Annotated in this window: 15 protein-coding genes and 1 tRNA gene; 11 read left to right on the top strand and 5 right to left on the bottom strand. The window is 71.9% G+C overall.

The window, feature by feature from the left end; all coding sequences use genetic code 11:
- The first annotated feature begins 44 nt into the window (after positions 1–44).
- The 7 genes from tadA (at position 45) to AB0E05_RS05820 (ending at position 5,053) form a co-directional block, all read left to right on the top strand.
- Complete coding sequence (gene tadA, locus AB0E05_RS05850; protein WP_361959886.1) at positions 45–473, top strand: tRNA adenosine(34) deaminase TadA; 429 nt, start codon at positions 45–47, stop codon at positions 471–473.
- A 67-nt stretch (positions 474–540) separates the two neighbouring features.
- Positions 541–625, top strand: a tRNA-Ser gene (locus AB0E05_RS05845).
- 463 nt (positions 626–1,088) lie between these two features.
- Positions 1,089–1,253, top strand: coding sequence for a hypothetical protein (locus tag AB0E05_RS05840; protein ID WP_361959374.1), 165 nt, complete (start codon positions 1,089–1,091; stop codon positions 1,251–1,253).
- Positions 1,254–1,392: 139 nt separating this feature from the next.
- Positions 1,393–1,686, top strand: coding sequence for a Dabb family protein (locus AB0E05_RS05835; RefSeq protein WP_361959371.1), 294 nt, complete (start codon positions 1,393–1,395; stop codon positions 1,684–1,686).
- Between the two features lie 207 nt (positions 1,687–1,893).
- Positions 1,894–2,859: an RNA polymerase sigma factor SigF gene (locus tag AB0E05_RS05830; RefSeq protein WP_361959368.1), complete on the top strand. Its 966-nt coding sequence runs from the start codon at positions 1,894–1,896 to the stop codon at positions 2,857–2,859.
- A gap of 235 nt (positions 2,860–3,094) precedes the next feature.
- Positions 3,095–4,051: an RNA polymerase sigma factor SigF gene (locus tag AB0E05_RS05825; protein ID WP_361959365.1), complete on the top strand. Its 957-nt coding sequence runs from the start codon at positions 3,095–3,097 to the stop codon at positions 4,049–4,051.
- Positions 4,052–4,285: 234 nt separating this feature from the next.
- On the top strand, positions 4,286–5,053 hold the full coding sequence (locus AB0E05_RS05820) for a hypothetical protein (protein WP_361959362.1): 768 nt from the start codon (positions 4,286–4,288) through the stop codon (positions 5,051–5,053).
- Positions 5,054–5,089: 36 nt separating this feature from the next.
- On the opposite strand, the gene AB0E05_RS05815 is transcribed toward AB0E05_RS05820, so the two are convergent.
- Positions 5,090–5,308, bottom strand: a complete 219-nt coding sequence (locus AB0E05_RS05815) for a hypothetical protein (protein WP_361959359.1) — start codon at positions 5,306–5,308, stop codon at positions 5,090–5,092.
- 185 nt (positions 5,309–5,493) lie between these two features.
- Here AB0E05_RS05815 and AB0E05_RS05810 point away from each other — a divergent pair, with 185 nt between their 5' ends.
- Together AB0E05_RS05810 and AB0E05_RS05805 are read left to right on the top strand one after the other, a co-directional pair.
- Positions 5,494–6,045, top strand: a complete 552-nt coding sequence (locus tag AB0E05_RS05810) for a MarR family transcriptional regulator (protein ID WP_361959356.1) — start codon at positions 5,494–5,496, stop codon at positions 6,043–6,045.
- 143 nt (positions 6,046–6,188) lie between these two features.
- The gene (locus tag AB0E05_RS05805; RefSeq protein WP_361959883.1) at positions 6,189–7,778 is read left to right on the top strand and encodes an MDR family MFS transporter; all 1,590 of its coding nucleotides are present in this window, start codon (positions 6,189–6,191) and stop codon (positions 7,776–7,778) included.
- A gap of 117 nt (positions 7,779–7,895) precedes the next feature.
- On the opposite strand, the gene AB0E05_RS05800 is transcribed toward AB0E05_RS05805, so the two are convergent.
- The 4 genes from AB0E05_RS05800 to AB0E05_RS05785 form a co-directional block, all read right to left on the bottom strand.
- Entirely contained in the window at positions 7,896–8,681 is a 786-nt protein-coding gene (locus AB0E05_RS05800; RefSeq protein ID WP_361959352.1) for a TetR/AcrR family transcriptional regulator, read from the bottom strand.
- A 110-nt stretch (positions 8,682–8,791) separates the two neighbouring features.
- Positions 8,792–10,396: an MFS transporter gene (locus AB0E05_RS05795; protein ID WP_361959349.1), complete on the bottom strand. Its 1,605-nt coding sequence runs from the start codon at positions 10,394–10,396 to the stop codon at positions 8,792–8,794.
- Positions 10,397–10,663: 267 nt separating this feature from the next.
- Positions 10,664–11,515, bottom strand: a complete 852-nt coding sequence (locus tag AB0E05_RS05790) for a response regulator transcription factor (RefSeq protein ID WP_361959346.1) — start codon at positions 11,513–11,515, stop codon at positions 10,664–10,666.
- Between the two features lie 120 nt (positions 11,516–11,635).
- Positions 11,636–12,511 carry a DUF2797 domain-containing protein gene (locus AB0E05_RS05785; RefSeq protein WP_361959343.1) on the bottom strand — a complete coding sequence of 292 codons (876 nt, stop codon included), beginning with the start codon at positions 12,509–12,511 and terminating at the stop codon, positions 11,636–11,638.
- Between the two features lie 370 nt (positions 12,512–12,881).
- Here AB0E05_RS05785 and AB0E05_RS05780 point away from each other — a divergent pair, with 370 nt between their 5' ends.
- Both AB0E05_RS05780 and AB0E05_RS05775 read left to right on the top strand, forming a co-directional pair.
- Entirely contained in the window at positions 12,882–14,969 is a 2,088-nt protein-coding gene (locus AB0E05_RS05780) for a TerD family protein (RefSeq protein WP_361959340.1), read from the top strand.
- 167 nt (positions 14,970–15,136) lie between these two features.
- Positions 15,137–16,399, top strand: a complete 1,263-nt coding sequence (locus tag AB0E05_RS05775; protein ID WP_361959337.1) for a hypothetical protein — start codon at positions 15,137–15,139, stop codon at positions 16,397–16,399.
- Positions 16,400–16,423 lie beyond the last annotated feature (24 nt).

Here is a 16,423-nt window from a genome sequence, read left to right as displayed (position 1 = left end):
CGCCCGGGGGGCGCGACCCCGTGCGGGACCCCTGGGTGTCGCCGATGCGCACCGCGCTCACCGAGGCGGTGCGCGCCGCGCGCTCCGGTGACGTACCGGTCGGCGCCGTCGTCCTCGACGGCGCCGGCACCGTGATCGCCGCCGCCCACAACGAACGCGAACTCACCGGCGACCCCACCGCCCACGCCGAAGTCCTCGCGATCCGCCGCGCCGCGGAACGCCTCTCCGGCTGGCGCCTGACCGACTGCACCCTGGTGGTCACCCTGGAGCCGTGCACCATGTGCGCGGGCGCGATCACCCAGTCCCGGGTGGGCCGGGTGGTCTACGGCGCGCGCGACGAGAAGGCGGGGGCCGTCGGCTCGCTGTGGGACGTCGTACGGGACCGCCGGCTCAACCACCGCCCCGAAGTGATCGAGGGTGTCCTCGCGGACGAGTGCGCGGCGGCGCTCACGACCTTCTTCCGCGACCGCTGAGCCCCGACCGCCCCCACCGCGGATACGGATTTCAGCCCGCGGCCCACCTTGGGCTAAGCTCTCTCCCGGTAGCGTGTCCGAGCGGCCGAAGGAGCTCGCCTCGAAAGCGAGTGTGGCGCAAGTCACCGAGGGTTCAAATCCCTCCGCTACCGCTCTTGTGCGAAGGGGCCCGGTTCGAAGAACCGGGCCCCTTCGTTCTGTGCCGAGCCGCAGGTCAGGGCAGCGGAGGACGTCCGGTTCGGGCCGGAGAACACGGGGCGTGCGACCGGTGTCAGCGCAGTTGATCCCTCTGGGCCTGTCCGTGCGCGGCCGTACGGGGTGACGGGCGGGCCGAGACCGGGGGAAGCGGCTACGGGGGGACTGCCGCTTCCCCCGTGTGCGGCCGGCCACAGGCCCGTGCCGCGTCGGGGGAAGCGCGCGGCACGCGGCCCCGCAGTGGGGGCCGGTCGCCCGGCCGCGGGATTCCTGCCAGATCCGCGCGGTCCGCTGCCCATCCTGCTCCCCGCGCGGGCGGAATCCGATCGGCAAAGGGCCTCGATGGTCGGGCCCTTGGTCCATAAACGCTCGGTTAGACTTCCGCGATCGCTCACGGGGAACGTCGAGAGGCAAGGGGCTATGGCGCAGGCGAAGAAGGTCGTGCTCTGGATGCTCGTCGTTTTCGTGCTGTACACGATCATCAAGACCCCGGAAAGAGCCGCGGACCTGGTCCAGATAGGCTTCCAGGGCATATCGGACGCGGCCGACAGCATCGGTGAGTTCATGACCGAGCTGGTCACTTAGGGCCTCGAAGGAGGTCCCGACCGGGGCCCGAGCACGGGTCCCGGTGCCGACGGGGTCGTACGTACGCCCCGGGCGGCGAGGACGCCGCCGCGGCCCCGCACCCGGCCGACCGGCCGGCCACGCACCGGAGGAGCGCCCCTTGATCCGCCACTTGGTCCTCTTCAAGCTGAACGAAGGCGTCGAGCGGGACGAGCCGCGCGTCGTCGCCGGGGTCGAGGCGTTCCGGGCGCTGGAGGGGGAGGTGCCGGAGCTGGTGCAGTGGGAGTGCGCGTGGAACATCTCGGACCGTCCCATCGCGTACGACTTCGCCATCAACTCCGCCGTCGTCGACCGCGATGCGCTGAAGCGCTATCTGGAGCACCCGGCCCACCGGGCAGCCGCCGGCCAGTGGCGGGCGTTCGCCACGTGGGTGATCGCCGACTACGAGATCTGAGCGCCGTTCAGCAGCGCGTTCGAGCCCGTTCGAGGTAGTTCGACGGCCCCTTGCCTCAGAGGCAAGGGGCTTTTTGAGGTTTGAGGCCCAACTTGCCCTCAACACGGTGTTATCTGGTGCTTGCACACAGTGGACATGTCTTGTGATGCTATGACCGCTTTTGACGGATGAGTTGACCGTAGTCGACCGCAAAGGGGTGGCGTCATCGTGCCGGCCAGTACCGCGCCTCATCAGGCGCCGCCTCAGAACGAGCGCCCGGCCGTGCCACCGTCCGCCCAGGCCCCCGAGGACGAAGCCGACAAGGGCGTCGTACGGGCGGACCGGCGGACGGACGGGACGGCGGACGGGGCCACCGAGGAGCCCGCGGACGGAACCGCGGGCGAGGGGGGCGCGCCCGTCCGCCCCCAGAGCCGGGGCGCGGACACCCGCGCCCTCACCCAGGTGCTCTTCGGCGAGCTGAAGGGGCTCGTCCCCGGCACCGCGGAGCACTCGCGCGTCCGGGCCGCGCTGATCGAGGCGAACCTGCCGCTCGTGCGGTACGCGGCGGCCCGGTTCCGCAGTCGCAACGAGCCGATGGAGGACGTCGTCCAGGTCGGCACCATCGGGCTGATCAACGCGATCGACCGGTTCGACCCCGACCGCGGGGTGCAGTTCCCCACCTTCGCGATGCCGACGGTCGTCGGCGAGATCAAACGATACTTCCGGGACAACGTGCGCACCGTGCACGTCCCGCGCCGGCTGCACGAGCTGTGGGTCCAGGTGAACGGTGCCACCGAGGACCTGACGACGGCTCACGGCCGCACCCCCACGACCGGCGAGATCGCCGAGCGACTGAAGATCGGCGAGGACGAGGTGCTCGCCTGCATCGAGGCGGGCCGCTCCTACCACGCGACCTCGTTGGAGGCGGCGCAGGAGGGCGACGGGCTGCCCGGACTGCTCGACCGGCTCGGGTACGAGGACCCTGCGCTCGCCGGCGTCGAACACCGGGACCTCGTACGGCACCTGCTCGTCCAGCTCCCGGAGCGCGAGCAGCGGATCCTGATGCTGCGCTACTACAGCAATCTGACGCAGTCGCAGATCAGTCAGGAGCTCGGCGTCTCACAGATGCACGTGTCAAGACTCCTCGCCCGGAGCTTCGCTCGATTGCGATCCGCAAACAGGATCGAAGCGTAGTCGGAACGGGTAGAGACCTCTCGGAGGTTCTTCCGCAGGACGTCGCACGCGTACCTGCTGCTTCCTGCATCGTTTCCTTCATCACTTGTCGACATGTCACTTCAGCGTGTTGCCGACATGTGACATTCTGCGGATGACGCGTTTGCGGCAGGCCCTGTGCCGGTATCTCAGGGGCAGGCTGCGTTCCTCCGTTGGTCGCGGCCACCGCGACCGACCGCGACCTCTAGGGGGTGGCATGTCCGTAGAACAGGGCAGCTCGAAGGTGCTCACGCTCACGCCCGCGCCCGTGCTCTCGCCCACGTCAGAGCCGTTGTCATCGATGTCGGAGACGGACGGGACGCTGCCGAAGCCGTCGGAGTCGCTGTCCGCGGCCGACTCCCCGCCCGAGCCGATCGCCGACGTGACCAGCAGCGGCGGGGCCATCGACACCCGTACGCTCTCCCGCTCGCTCTTCCTGCGACTGCGCGCGCTGGACGCCCAGCAGGCCGGCGACAGCCCGGAGCGCACGTACGTCCGCGACACCCTGATCGAGCTGAACCTGCCCCTCGTGCGGTACGCGGCGGCCCGGTTCCGCAGCCGGAACGAGCCGATGGAGGACATCGTCCAGGTCGGCACGATCGGGCTCATCAAGGCCATCGACCGTTTCGACTGCGAACGCGGCGTGGAGTTCCCGACGTTCGCGATGCCGACCGTCGTCGGCGAGATCAAGCGCTTCTTCCGCGACACCTCGTGGTCGGTGCGGGTGCCGCGCCGCCTCCAGGAGCTGCGCCTCGCGCTGACCAAGGCGAGCGACGAGCTCGCCCAGCGCCTCGACCGCTCGCCGACCGTTCCCGAACTGGCCGCCGTGCTCGGGGTGTCGGAGGAGGAGGTCGTCGACGGCCTCGCCGTGGGGAACGCGTACACCGCTTCCTCGCTGGACTCCCCGTCCCCGGAGGACGAGGGCGGCGAGGGTTCGCTCGCGGACCGCCTCGGTTACGAGGACTCGGCGCTCGAAGGCGTGGAGTACCGCGAGTCGTTGAAGCCGCTGCTGGCCAAACTGCCGCCCCGCGAGCGGCAGATCATCATGCTCCGCTTCTTCGCGAACATGACGCAGTCGCAGATCGGCGAGGAGGTCGGCATCTCGCAGATGCACGTCTCCCGGCTGCTGACGCGCACGCTCGCGCAGTTGCGCCACGGCCTGACCGCGGACTGACCGCCAACCGGCCCTGGATTGACGGTGGCCTGGCCGCGGCCGACCGCGGACCGGCCCTGGATCGACCGTGGATTGACGCCTCACCCACCTGGCTGGTCCGACCGGCGCCGACCGGACCGACCCAGCACGAACGACGCGGCCGACACCGCCGGCGCGACGGGCACGTCCGCCGTCCGCGCCGCGGACCTTCGCCGACGGCTTCCTTATTGACGGAGCGTCAGACACACTGGCGCGATGCGACGACGACGTCAGAGGGCAGTCCTCGCGGCGGCGGCGCTCTGCCTGGGCGGAGCGCTCACCGCATGCGGCGGGAGCGGTGACGACGACGGATACGCGGCGGTGGGCGCGGGGGCCGAAGGGTCCCCCGACGGCGCGGTCCCGCCGAAGGGCGAGATCGAGCTGATCCCGCTGGAGCCCGGAAGCACGTCCGCGACACCGTCGGACTCAACGGGGTCCGGCTCCGCCACCCCGCCGTCCTCGAACGCCGGCCCGACGCCCACGCCGTCGAGCGGCGGATCCGGTACGTCCTCTTCCGGTGCGACGCCCGGCACTTCGTCCGGCACCTCCGGCTCATCCGGCTCCTCCGGTGCACCTGGTACGTCACCGGGCGCGCCCAGCGCCCCGTCCGCCCCCGTCCGCCCCGGCGCCCGCCCGCCCTCGACCGCCCCCGCTCCCACGCCGCGCCCCCCTGCCGGCCCCGCCGTGCTGGCGGTCGGCGACCCGGTCCGCAAGGGGCTGGACAAGAGGTGGTGCGAAGAGGTCACCGTCGAGTTCCGCAACTCCGGTGGCACGGCGGTCACATCGGGCACCGCCACCTTCGAGACGCACGTCATCGGGGCCCTCGGCGTCGACTGGGCCACCGTCGAGACCAGCCAGCCGCTGCCCGCGCCGATCGCGGCCGGGGCGAAGCGCTCGCAGACGTACACGGTGTGCGTGGACGCCTGGCGCGTACCGCTGGGAATGCGCATCGAGACGCAGGACGTCACGGCCGCCTGGAAGTAACGAGCGCCCGCAGGGGCCGCTGGAGTCCCGGGCGCCTCAGCCCAGGGCGAGCCAGACGACCGCGCCGAGGGCGACGACCGCCGCGACGACCCCGACGATCAGCCCGACGCGGGGCCCGGACTGCGGTTCGGCGGCCCGCCCGCGCCCCTGGGGCGCGCCCTCGTCGACGAACGCACGGAACATCTGCGTGTTGCCCGCGGGGTCGTGGCCCCCGTCGGAGCCCTGACCTTGAGGAGTCTGGGATTGGTGTGCCATGGGCCACGACCCTAGCGAACGACCCCCGCCCACCCAACCCCCGACCGCGCCCGCCCGCGGCGAAGGCTTTGGGGTTCCTTTACTCCCGCACGCACCATTTCGTTTGCCTAGAGCAACCAAATAAATCTATGGTTGCTCTAAGCAACAACCTCGATGTCACTGAGAGCAGGGGAGGATCCCGGGTCATGGCCGCTCAGGCGCTCTACGCGGAACTGGCCCGTCAGCTCAACGCGATCGGCATCCTGCGCCGCGGTCTGCTGCGCGCGCTGCCCACCGACTGCCCGTCGGGCCCCGCGGCCACGCTCTCCCTGCTGCACCGGCACGGCGAGATGCGGGTGGGGCGCCTCGGCGAGCTGCTCGCCATCGACATGTCGGTGACCAGCAGACACGTCGCCCACACCGTCGACCGCGGCTGGGTCGAGCGCGTCCGCGACCCCGCGGACCGGCGCTCCCGGATCCTGCGGCTCACCCCGGCGGGCGCGGCCAAGCTGACGGAGCTGCACGACCGCACGGCGGAGATGTTCTCGCACCGGCTCGACGGCTGGTCCGACGGCGAGGTCGAGGACCTGATCGCGATGCTGACGCGGCTGCGGGACTCCTTCGGCGCGGACTGCCGCGTTCCGCTGCCCGTATCGGCAGCACCCGCCGCCGCATCCGCCGCATCCGCCACAACGCCAGCACCGCCAGCACCGCCAGCACCGCCAGCACCACGCGAACTCCCGCACGACCACGCATGACCAAGGGGGCGCCACCGCACCGGCCGTTCCCAGGACGACGTACGAGAAGGACACACATGGCTTCGACCGCACGGGCCGGTACGGGGGGCGACGGCCGCCCCGTGTCGGCACAGCCGCACGCCCACGACGACGAGACCGCCCCCATGAGCCACCGGCAGATCATGGAGGCGCTGTCCGGGCTGCTGATCGGGATGTTCGTCGCCATCCTGTCGTCCACGATCGTCTCCAACGCGCTGCCGCAGATCATCACCGACCTCGGCGGCGGCCAGAGCGGCTACACCTGGGTCGTCACCGCCGCCCTGCTCGCCATGACCGCGACCACCCCGCTGTGGGGCAAGCTCGCCGACCTCTTCAGCAAGAAGCTGCTCGTCCAGACGTCGCTCGTCATATGGATGGCCGGCTCGATCGCGGCCGGCTTCTCGACGAGCACGGGCATGCTCATCGCCTGCCGCGTCGTCCAGGGCATCGGCGTCGGCGGGCTCACCGCGCTGTCGCAGATCATCATGGCCGCGATGATCTCCCCGCGGGAGCGCGGCCGTTACAGCGGCTACCTCGGGGCGACCTTCGCGGTGGCGACCGTGGGCGGCCCGCTGCTCGGCGGCGTGATCACCGACACCGAGTGGCTGGGCTGGCGCTGGTGCTTCTACGCCGGCGTCCCCTTCGCCCTGCTCGCCCTCGTCGTCCTCCAGAAGACCCTGAACCTCCCCGTCGTGAAGCGCCGGGTCAAGGTCGACTGGGCGGGCGCCGGCCTGATCAGCGCGGCCGTGTCCCTGCTGCTGGTGTGGGTGACCTTCGCCGGCGACCGGTACGCCTGGGCGTCCTGGCAGACCGCCGCGATGGTCGGCGGCACGCTGCTGCTCGGCGCGGCCTTCCTGTACGTGGAGTCCCGCGCGGACGAGCCGATCATCCCGCTGCGGCTGTTCCGCAACAGCACCATCTCGCTGGCGGCCGTCGCCTCGCTCTTCGTCGGCGTCGCGATGTTCGCCGGCACGGTCTTCTTCAGCCAGTACTTCCAACTCGCCCGGGGCCAGTCGCCCACCATGTCCGGGGTGATGACCATCCCGATGATCGCGGGCCTCTTCCTCTCCTCCACCGTCTCCGGCCTGGTCATCACCCGGACGGGGCGCTGGAAGGCGTGGCTGGTGAACGGCGGCGTGCTGACCGCGGCCGGCCTCGGCCTGCTCGGCACGATGCGCTACGACACCCCGTACTGGTACATCGCCGCGTACATGGCCGTCCTCGGCCTCGGCATCGGCATGATGATGCAGAACCTGGTGCTGTGCACCCAGAACCAGGTCTCCGGACGGGACCTGGGCGCGGCCTCCTCCGTGGTGGTCTTCTTCCGCTCCCTCGGCGGCGCGATCGGCGTCTCCGCGCTGGGCGCGGTCCTCGGCAGCCGGGTCACCCACCACGTCGAGGACGGGCTCGCCGCGCTCGGGCCCGAGGCCGCGGGCGCCGGGCAGGGCGCGACCGCGGGCGGCGGGATCCCCGACCTCGCCCGGATCCCGGAGCCGGTGCGCACGGTGGTGGAGAGCGCGTACGGACACGGGGTGGCCGACGTCTTCCTGTACTCGGCGCCGTTCGCCCTGGTCGCCTTCTTCGTCACTCTCTTCATCAAGGAGGTGCCGCTCAAGTCCCGTACGGTCACGCCGGAGGCCGGCCCCGGGGGCGGCCCGGCGTCCGGGACCGCGGCGGAGGACGCCCGTACGCGCACCGCCGACCAGCCGGCGTGACTGCGCTGTCGTCGTGACCGCGCCGGTGCCTGTTCCGGTGCCGGCGCCGGCGCCGGTGCCGGCGCCGTGGACCGTGTGCCGGTGCTCTGAGCCCCGTGCGTGCGCGCCGGCGTGCGGTCAGCCGTGCGCGCCCTGGGACGTGCGCGCCGCCGTTGTCTCGATGCCCGTGATCAGCAGGTCCAACGCGTACTCGAAGTCGCGGGCGCGCATCTCGGCGACCGTGCCGCCGCCGCGCGCGTTCATGATGCGGCGGCTGTTGTCCAGGTAGTCGGAGAAGGCGGGCTGCCCGGTGAAGCCGCCCATGGCCATGTGGTAGTACTCGTCCTGCGTCATGCCGGCCGAGGTGCACCGCTCGACGTAGTGCCCCTCGATCGTCCCGAACCCGTAGACGAACTGGAAGACGGAGGCGATGCCGGCGGTCTGGCGCTCCTCCGGCAGCCCGGAGTTCGCCACGGCCTGCTGCGACGCCGCGGCGAACGCCAGCGATCTGGGGCCGATGTTCAGGAAGTGGCCGACGAGGGGCGAGACCCAGGGGTGGCGCACCAGTACGCTGCGCAACTCCACGGCCAGCGCGCGCAGCTGCTCGCGCCACTGCTCCGGGTCCGTGACGTCCGGCAGGTGCATGCTGGCGAACACGTGGTCGAGGGCGTACTCCAGGAGGTCGTCCTTGGTGTCGACGTACCAATAGACGGACATCGCGGTGACGTCGAGCTCGGCGGCGAGCCGGCGCATCGAGAACTTCGCGGCGCCCTCCGCGTCCAGCAGTCGCACCGCCGTCTCGACGATCTTCGCGCGGTCGAGCGAGGAGGGCTGTCCGGACCTGCGGACCCGTTCGGGCTTTCCGCTGTCCAGCCAGACGCTGGGCCGTACGGGACGCTCCGTCCGGCCGGTCGCGTTCGCCATCGCGCCACCCCTCTCGCTCGCCCTCGCAGGTGGCCGCCGGCGCGTCGTCCGCGGCGGCCACCGGGTCATTTCGGCACGCACGCGGCAATCACGTGTCACCGGTGTCGATGCTATGCCGAGGTGGATGCCTCCGGGACGGCGCCGTCAGGCTTCCCCGCCCCGTCCGTCCCTGCCGGCTCGCCCTGCCGCGGCCCGCCCGTCTTGTCTGCCTTGTCCGCCTGCTCGGCGCGCCACAGCATCGCGGCGGCCAGCAGACCGCCCGCCAGCACGGCGACCGCGCCCACGAGCTGGCTGGTCTCCAGACCCGACGCGAAGGCGTCGGTGATCGCGGCCCGCTCGTCGGGTCCGCTCGCCGCGGCGAGCGCGGCCGGCAGCGACGCGGCGCCGACGGCGGTCGGCACGAGCGCGGCGAAGCGGGCGTTGAGCACCGCGCCGAGCACGGCGACGCCGAGGCCGTTGCCGAACTCCGCGAGCGTGCCGTTGATCCCGCCGCCCACGCCCGCCTTCTCCGGCGGAATGGCGCTCATGATCGCGTTGGCCATCGCCGGCATGCAGAGCGCGATACCGGAGCCCATGACGACCAGGCCGAGGAGCATGCCGCCGTAGCCGTTGCCGCTCATCAGCGCGATCGCGGCGAGACCGGCCGAGGCGAGCGTCATGCCGATGGCGATGGTCAGCGGGGTGCCGACCTTCAGCAGCAACCGCGGGCCGAGCCCGGAGAAGTTGAGCAGGACGACCATGAGCGCCATCGGGGCGGTGCGCAGACCCGCGTCCAGCGGGTCGTACCCGAGGACGAACTGGAGGTGCTGGGTGAGCAGGTAGAGGGACCCGGTCATGCCGAAGGCGACGAGGATCGTGCCGGCGACGGCCCCCACGAACTTCCGGTTCTGGAAGAAGTGCATGTCGAGCATCGGGTACGGGATCTTCAGCTCCCACAGCACGAAGCCGACGAGGACGCCCACGCCGACCACCGCCGCGACCAGCACCCGGCCGGAGCCCCAGCCGTGCTCGGGCCCGGAGATGATCGCGAACACCACCGCGGTCATGCCGATCGTGGACAGCAGCGCGCCGAGCAGGTCGGGCCGGTCGCCCTGCTTGCTCTTGGACTCCGGTACGAGCGCGGCGACCGCGAACAGGCCGAGCACCGCCACCGGCAGGTTGATCAGGAAGATCGCGCCCCACCAGAAGTGGTCCAGGACCACGCCGCCGAGCAGCGGCCCCATGGCGAAGCCGAGGGAGCTGACGGTCGACCAGATCGCGATCGCCTTGACGCGCTCGGTCTCGGAGAAGATCTGGACGATGACGGCGAGGGTGGTGGTGAGCAGCAGCGCACCGCCGACGCCCATGCCGGCGCGGGAGGCGATGAGCTGGGCGGACGTCTGGGAGAGCCCGGCGGCGAGGGAGCCCAGGCCGAAGATCGCGAGGCCGGCGAGGAGCAGCTTCTTGCGGCCGTAGCGGTCGGCGGCGTTGCCCGCGGTGAGCAGCAGGCCGGACTGGACCAGGGCGTACGCGTTGATCATCCACTGGACGTCCGAGGTGGAGGCGTCCAGCTCGCTGGTGAGGGAGGGGATCGCCACGTTCAGCACGGTGTTGTCGATCAACACGACGAGCTGGGCGAGACAGATGACCCCAAGGATCAGCCAGCGCTGGGGGTGCCCGCCGGTGGGGGCGAGCGGGGGCGTGCCGGGTGCGGCGTCGGTGGAGGGCGCTGCCACGGGCACCTCCTTGTACGGTGTACGGGGACAGGTTCCCGTACACCGTACAAGGCTTAGCTATACGGTGTACAACTGCTTTCTCGGTGCCTGCCGGCGCATGGTGGCGGGCACGGCGCGGGTGTCGGTTCCAGCGCGGGTAGCGGGCGCCGGCGCGCAGGAACCCACGCGGGCGCGCGGCATCGGGCGGGGCGCGCCACGTTGGTCAGGGGCGCGCGGCGAGGGGCGCGCGGGGTGCGTGTGGGTGGGTGCGGGTTGGGTGCGTGCGGGCTATTCGCCGGGCTTGATGAGGTAGCCGGCGCCGCGCCGGGTGTGGATCATCGGCGTCCGCCCCGCGTGGATCTTCTTCCGCAGGTACGACACGTACAGCTCGACCACGTTCGCCTGCCCGCCGAAGTCGTACGACCACACCCGGTCCAGGATCTGTGCCTTGCTGAGCACCCGGCGCGGATTGCGCATCAGATAGCGCAGCAGCTCGAACTCCGTCCCCGTCAGATGGATCGACTCGTCCCCGCGCCACACCTCACGGCTGTCCTCGTCCAACACCAGGTCGCCGACCCTGAGGACGCAGTCGTTGCGGGCGGCCGCCGCGCCGCCCGGGTGTGCTCCGGTGCGCAGGCTCGTACGGCGGATCAGTCCCCGCAGCCGCGCCACCACGTCCTCCAGCGAGAACGGCTTGGCGACCAGGTCGTCGCCGCCGGCCGTCAGCCCGGTGATCCGGGCCGTGCCCGCGCCGCGCGCCGCGAGGAACAGCACCGGCACGTCGGGCAGTTCGCGCCGCAGCTCCTTCAGGACCGCGAGCCCGTCCATGTCCGGCAGCGTGGCGTCCAACACCACGGCGTCGGGCTCGAACTCGCGGGCGCAGCGCACCGCACCGGCACCGTCGTCGGCGCCGCGCACCTCCCAGCCCTCGTAGCGCAGCACCATCGACAGCAGCTCCGTGACCGCCTGCTCGTCCTCGACGACCAGGACGCGCACCGGGCTGCCGTCGGCTCTGACCAGGGCGGACGGCGAGGGGTCGGCCCCCCGCCCCCGGTCGGCAGTCAGGGCCGGGGTCCGGGTCGGCTGCTTCGTGAGCGGCGTCGGGTGCGTCGTCGGTCGCGTCGTCGGCGTCAGCGTCATGGCGGCGACGCTAAGAAGCCCGCCTCAAAAGGACCTTGCCCCCAGATGGGAATTGCCTGAGAAAAGCGCCGCGGCGCCGTCGAGGCGGACGTCCTCGGGTCGGAACAGCGCGGTCCGAGGTCAGAACAGCCCCTCCTGTACGCCGTCGTCCTCCTCCCGGACGTCGACCACGGGTACGGAGATCCCGGCCGTCGGCTCGGCGCCCACCAGGGACCACCCCACCAACAACCGGCTGTCCAGGACGACGTGCCGTTGCTGCGCGTCGGCGAGGTGGAGGTCGGGCCCGGCGACGGCCAGCAGCGTGCCGGCGACCGCGCCGCCGTCGACCAGCTCCCGCACCACGGCCCCGGCGCCGGGCAGCCGCTCCAGCCCGAACGCCGCGACGTGGTCCACCGCTTCGTACGCCAACGGCTCCAGCGTCTGGGTCCACTCCCGGACCTCCAGCGCCCGCCGGTGCCACTCCGCCACCTCGCCGGCGCGGTCCTCGGCCCGGGCGGGCAGCGCGGCCCGCACGGCCCGCTTCTCGGCGTACGGAATCCGGTCCGGCACCCCGAGCGCGGCCCGCAGCAACTCCTCCGTCCGCCGCGCGGCCATCAGCGGCCCGCGCCCCAGCCAGCTGAAGACCACCGCGCCCTGCTCCAACAGCCGCGCCGCACCGCGCTCCTCGGCCGTGATCCCCACCTTCACCATGCCGGGCCCGAACCAGGCCAGATACACGCGGTACGTCCGCGGATCGTCCGGCACCCCGTCCGCGGCCACCGAGTGCGCCCGGTCCAACCGCGCGCACTCGCCACAACGCGCCCGGGTGGTGCGCCCCGGGACCAACGCGCCCAGGGGGCACACGTACCCCCGCGCCCCCACGCACCGGCGCTCCCCCTCGGCCCGCAGCCCCAACTGCTTCCCGGCCGTCAACGGACTGACCCGACCGCCCTCCCACCCCAGCACCGCCATCTGCGCCCCCTGCGGCCACGCGAGTCCGGTGCACCGCCACGACATACCCAACCCACCTCCGGGCCCACGCCCCTCAGACCAAAACGCGGAGGGTACAGCAGCCCTCCGTCCCACACCCCTGACACCCACCCCATTCCAGCCGAACTCCCACCCCCTCGCACCTGCACCTTTTCCGTCCCGGCTCGCCATGGCACGGATCCCGCTGACCGAATCACGAGGTGCGGGGTCGGCCCGCCCGGATTTCCTTGACAAGCACACAGTCGACCATTCAACGAATCCATCTCCTGGTAATCGTCCGGTTGCGCTAGGTTCGTGCGTGCGCACTCAGTAGGTGCCGCATGACAGAACGAGATGGCTGTGGCTGCCTGGGGAGTGCATGCTGCGGCCCGTGTGTCCGGGGGGTCACATGCGAGAGATGATCAAAGGTGCCAACGTCAGCCTGGCGGCGCTGAGCGAGGACAGCGGTGGCGTCATCGTGGGTCTGAGCTGGAGCAGCGCGGAGGGCGACGGCGACGCGGACGTGTCGGTCCTGCTCCTGGACGACAGCGGCAAGGTCCGCAGCGAATCGGACTTCTACTTCTACAACCACCCGGCCGCGGCCGACGGCAGCGTCCAGCTCCTGGGCAAGACGCCGACGGACAGCGGCAGCGAGGACCGCATCAGCCTCGACCTGACCGCGGTGCCGCTGGACGTCTCCCGCATCGTGGTGGCCGCCAGCCGGTACGAAGGCGCCCGCTTCGGCGATCTCCACGACATCCGACTGACGCTCGCCGACCGCGCGAACGAGGTGCTGCTCGGCTTCTCCATGGACGACGCGAGCGTGGAGACCGCGTTCGTCTTCGGCGAGTTGTACCGGCGGGGCGAGGAGTGGAAGTTCCGGGCCGTCGGGCAGGGGTACGAGAGCGGACTGGCGGGGCTCGCCACCGACTTCGGCATCGAGATCGACGACGAGGCGGAGGAGGAGGCAGGGGCGGCCGAGGCCGTCGACGCCGCCGCTGCGAAGACCGCCACCGAGACGGCGGCTCCGGCTCCAACGGCGGCCCCGGCCCCGGTACCGGTGGCACCGGCACCGTCGACCGCCGCCGCCGAGGACCCGACGCCCGGTGCCGAGCGGACCGCGGACGCGGAGCCGACGCCGTCGAAGCCCCAGACGCCGCGCGCACGCGGTACGCGGACGGTCAAGAAGAAGGTCACGCTGCCCAAGGTGACCAAGAAGTCCCTCGCCGAGAACGACTCGTGGAGGCCCGCCCGGCTCTTCCCCGTACCGACCCTCCGGAGCGACAAGGAGCGGGAGCTGCGGGCCACGTCCGTACTCCTCTCGGTGATGGCCGAGGTGCCGGAGTTCGGGCGCCGCCTCACCGCGGCGTTCGGCGCCCCCGCCGGTCGGATGCAGACCTTCACCGAGGTCTCGCTGCCCCACGGCGACAGCCCCCGGCGCCCGGACGGCGTGATCCGGGTCGAGCGGGCCGGGAAGCTGTGGACGGCCCTCGTCGAAACGAAGACCAACGGCAACCAGCTCAAGGCCGAACAGGTCCAGGACTACATGGACATCGCGGCCCGCCGCGGCTACGAGGCCGTGATCACCCTGTCGAACGACGTGGCCCTGGACGGCCGTCCGCTGGTCGACGTCAAGATCGACGGACGGCGCAAGCACAAGGTCACGCTCTGGCACCTGTCGTGGGCGGAGGTGGCGCACCAGGCGCAGATGCTGATCCGCCACGAGGGCGTCGGCAACGCCGCGCACGCCTGGCTGCTGCACGAACTGCTCCACTACCTCCAGCACGAGAACTCCGGCTGCCACGGCTTCCAGAACATGGGCCCGGCATGGGTCCCGGTCCGCAACGGCATCGAGGCGGAGACCCTCACCCAAGGAGACCCGCGCGCCGTCCAGGTGGTGGTGAGCTGGGAGCAGCTCATCCGCCAGATCTGCCTCCGGCTCGGCGGCGAACTGGGCCAGAAGGCCCTGCCCGTCCAGCGCGTCAGCCGCGGCACCGACCCGACTTCCCGCCGGGCCGCGACCGCCGACCGGCTGTGCACGGAGGGCCGGCTCTCCTCGGAGCTGCGCATCGACGGCACGCCGGGCATCTTCACGATCACGGCCGACCTGCGCACCTCGAAGCTGCGCACGTCCGTCGACATCCCGGCCCCCGAAGGGGGCTACCCCCTCTCCTCGGCCAAGCGCCTCATCCGCTCACTGGCCGAGGCGCCGGCGGACCTCCACGTGGAGACGCTGGTGGAAACCGGCAACGGCCCCCGGGGCACGCTCGAACGACTGCGCCCCGAGCCGGGCGACCTGCTGCCCCGCGACGGCGCCGCGATCACCGGGTTCCGCCTCTCGCTCTTCAAGGGCATGGGAGGCACGCGGGGCACCACGGAGTCCGGCTTCATCCGCAGCGTCGACGGCGCGATCGACCGCTTCTACGGCAGCGTCGTGGCCCATCTGGGCCCCGCCGACCGCCGCCACCCCCGCCGCCCCCAGCCCGCCACCTCACCGACGGACTGACGGGGGGCGGCCGGATCAAGCGCCCGACGGAGCCCTACGGCCGGGTACGGACGGGGCCGGAGAGGGCGCCCGGCCGCAATCGGCCACCGCCTTCGCCGGCCCGGAGCGGTGAACGCGTGCGTCCACGCGCTCTGTCGGGGGCCGAAGTCCGCTCGTACCGTGGAGAGATGGCCAATGGCGTGTGGCATACGGAATACGGCATTGAGATCAATCTGACGAAGCCCGACCTCGGAGTAGAGGGCTACCCCGGCCTGCTCCAGGAGATCACGACCAGCGTCTCCCGGCGGAACCCCCGACTGCTGGAGTGCCTCGCGCACCACCGGGGGCAGCGGTGCGAGTCCGAAGCGGGCGGCAAGTCGCCCTGGATGTTCGTGCGCCGGGGGCGGGTGGGCGGTCGGCGACCGCTCGTCGCCTCGCACCTTCCGATCACGCACAGGGCTACCCCGGCGGAGAGCGCCCAGCACAGGGCCACCAAGGAGAGGGTCGTCGAGACCGCCGCGCGGTGCGGGCTGGCCGCGGAGGCGGAGGTTCCCCTCGCCCACCGGCGGGGCGTCTCAGACGCCGTCGTCACCGGACCTGACGGGGTGCGGATCGGCTGGGAGATCCAGTACCACCACATCAGCCCCAGCAGCGTCCACCGGCGCACGGCCAACGCACTGGAGCAGGGCATCACCCCGCTCTGGGTGGCGAAGGACCGGACGGCTTCCCTGATCGACCGGGCGCCTTGGGCGCGCGTCGACGACATGCCGTGGAAGGACATCGCCGACGGCAAGGAGATGGTGATCCGCGGCGGGTACCGGCACCTCGAAGTCTGGAAGTGCGTACCGAGCAGCGACCGCCACTGCCTCGACAGCGAGGGCGCCGGCCACTGCGGCGCGATCCACGCGGACTGGTTCGTCCCGGCCCTGTGCCTACCGCAGCGGAAACCCGTCCACATCGAGGACCTGGTGGTGCGGAGCGCGACGGGCGAGAGCGTCCCGGTCCGCGTGCCCGACCGGCGAGACGGCCGCACCGGTCGACACATGTGGGTCTCGGCCGACGACCGGGCGCTGTGGCAGGAGCTCATCGGTGAGAAGACCCCTCTCCCGACGGCCTCGACCGAGGACGAGGACGACGCGATCACCTTCGCCGAGCAGGAGGTCGACCGCACCTGCCGGGCCGGGGAGGAGGGCTGGTTCGTGAGCGACGGCCGGCGCCTCCGCGACCTCGACCGGCCCACCGGCGGCTTCACCCTGCCCCGCATGCCGGTCCAGCCCTCCGGCACCCCGATGCGGATCACCACCGTCGAACGCGCCGCCGCCTCCGCGGCCCTGGGATGCCCGCCCTGGGAGCTGGGGCTGTGCGCCGGCTGCGCCCAGATGATGCGGCGCTACGGCCGGAACGCGGCCATGTACTGCACCCCGTGCCGGACCGCCCTCAACGGGCGGTGAGCCGGGAGCCGCAGCCGGAAACGT

Source organism: Streptomyces sp. NPDC048057 (assembly GCF_040653095.1).
Lineage (GTDB): Bacteria > Actinomycetota > Actinomycetes > Streptomycetales > Streptomycetaceae > Streptomyces.
This window is presented reverse-complemented; position numbering and strand designations above follow the sequence as displayed.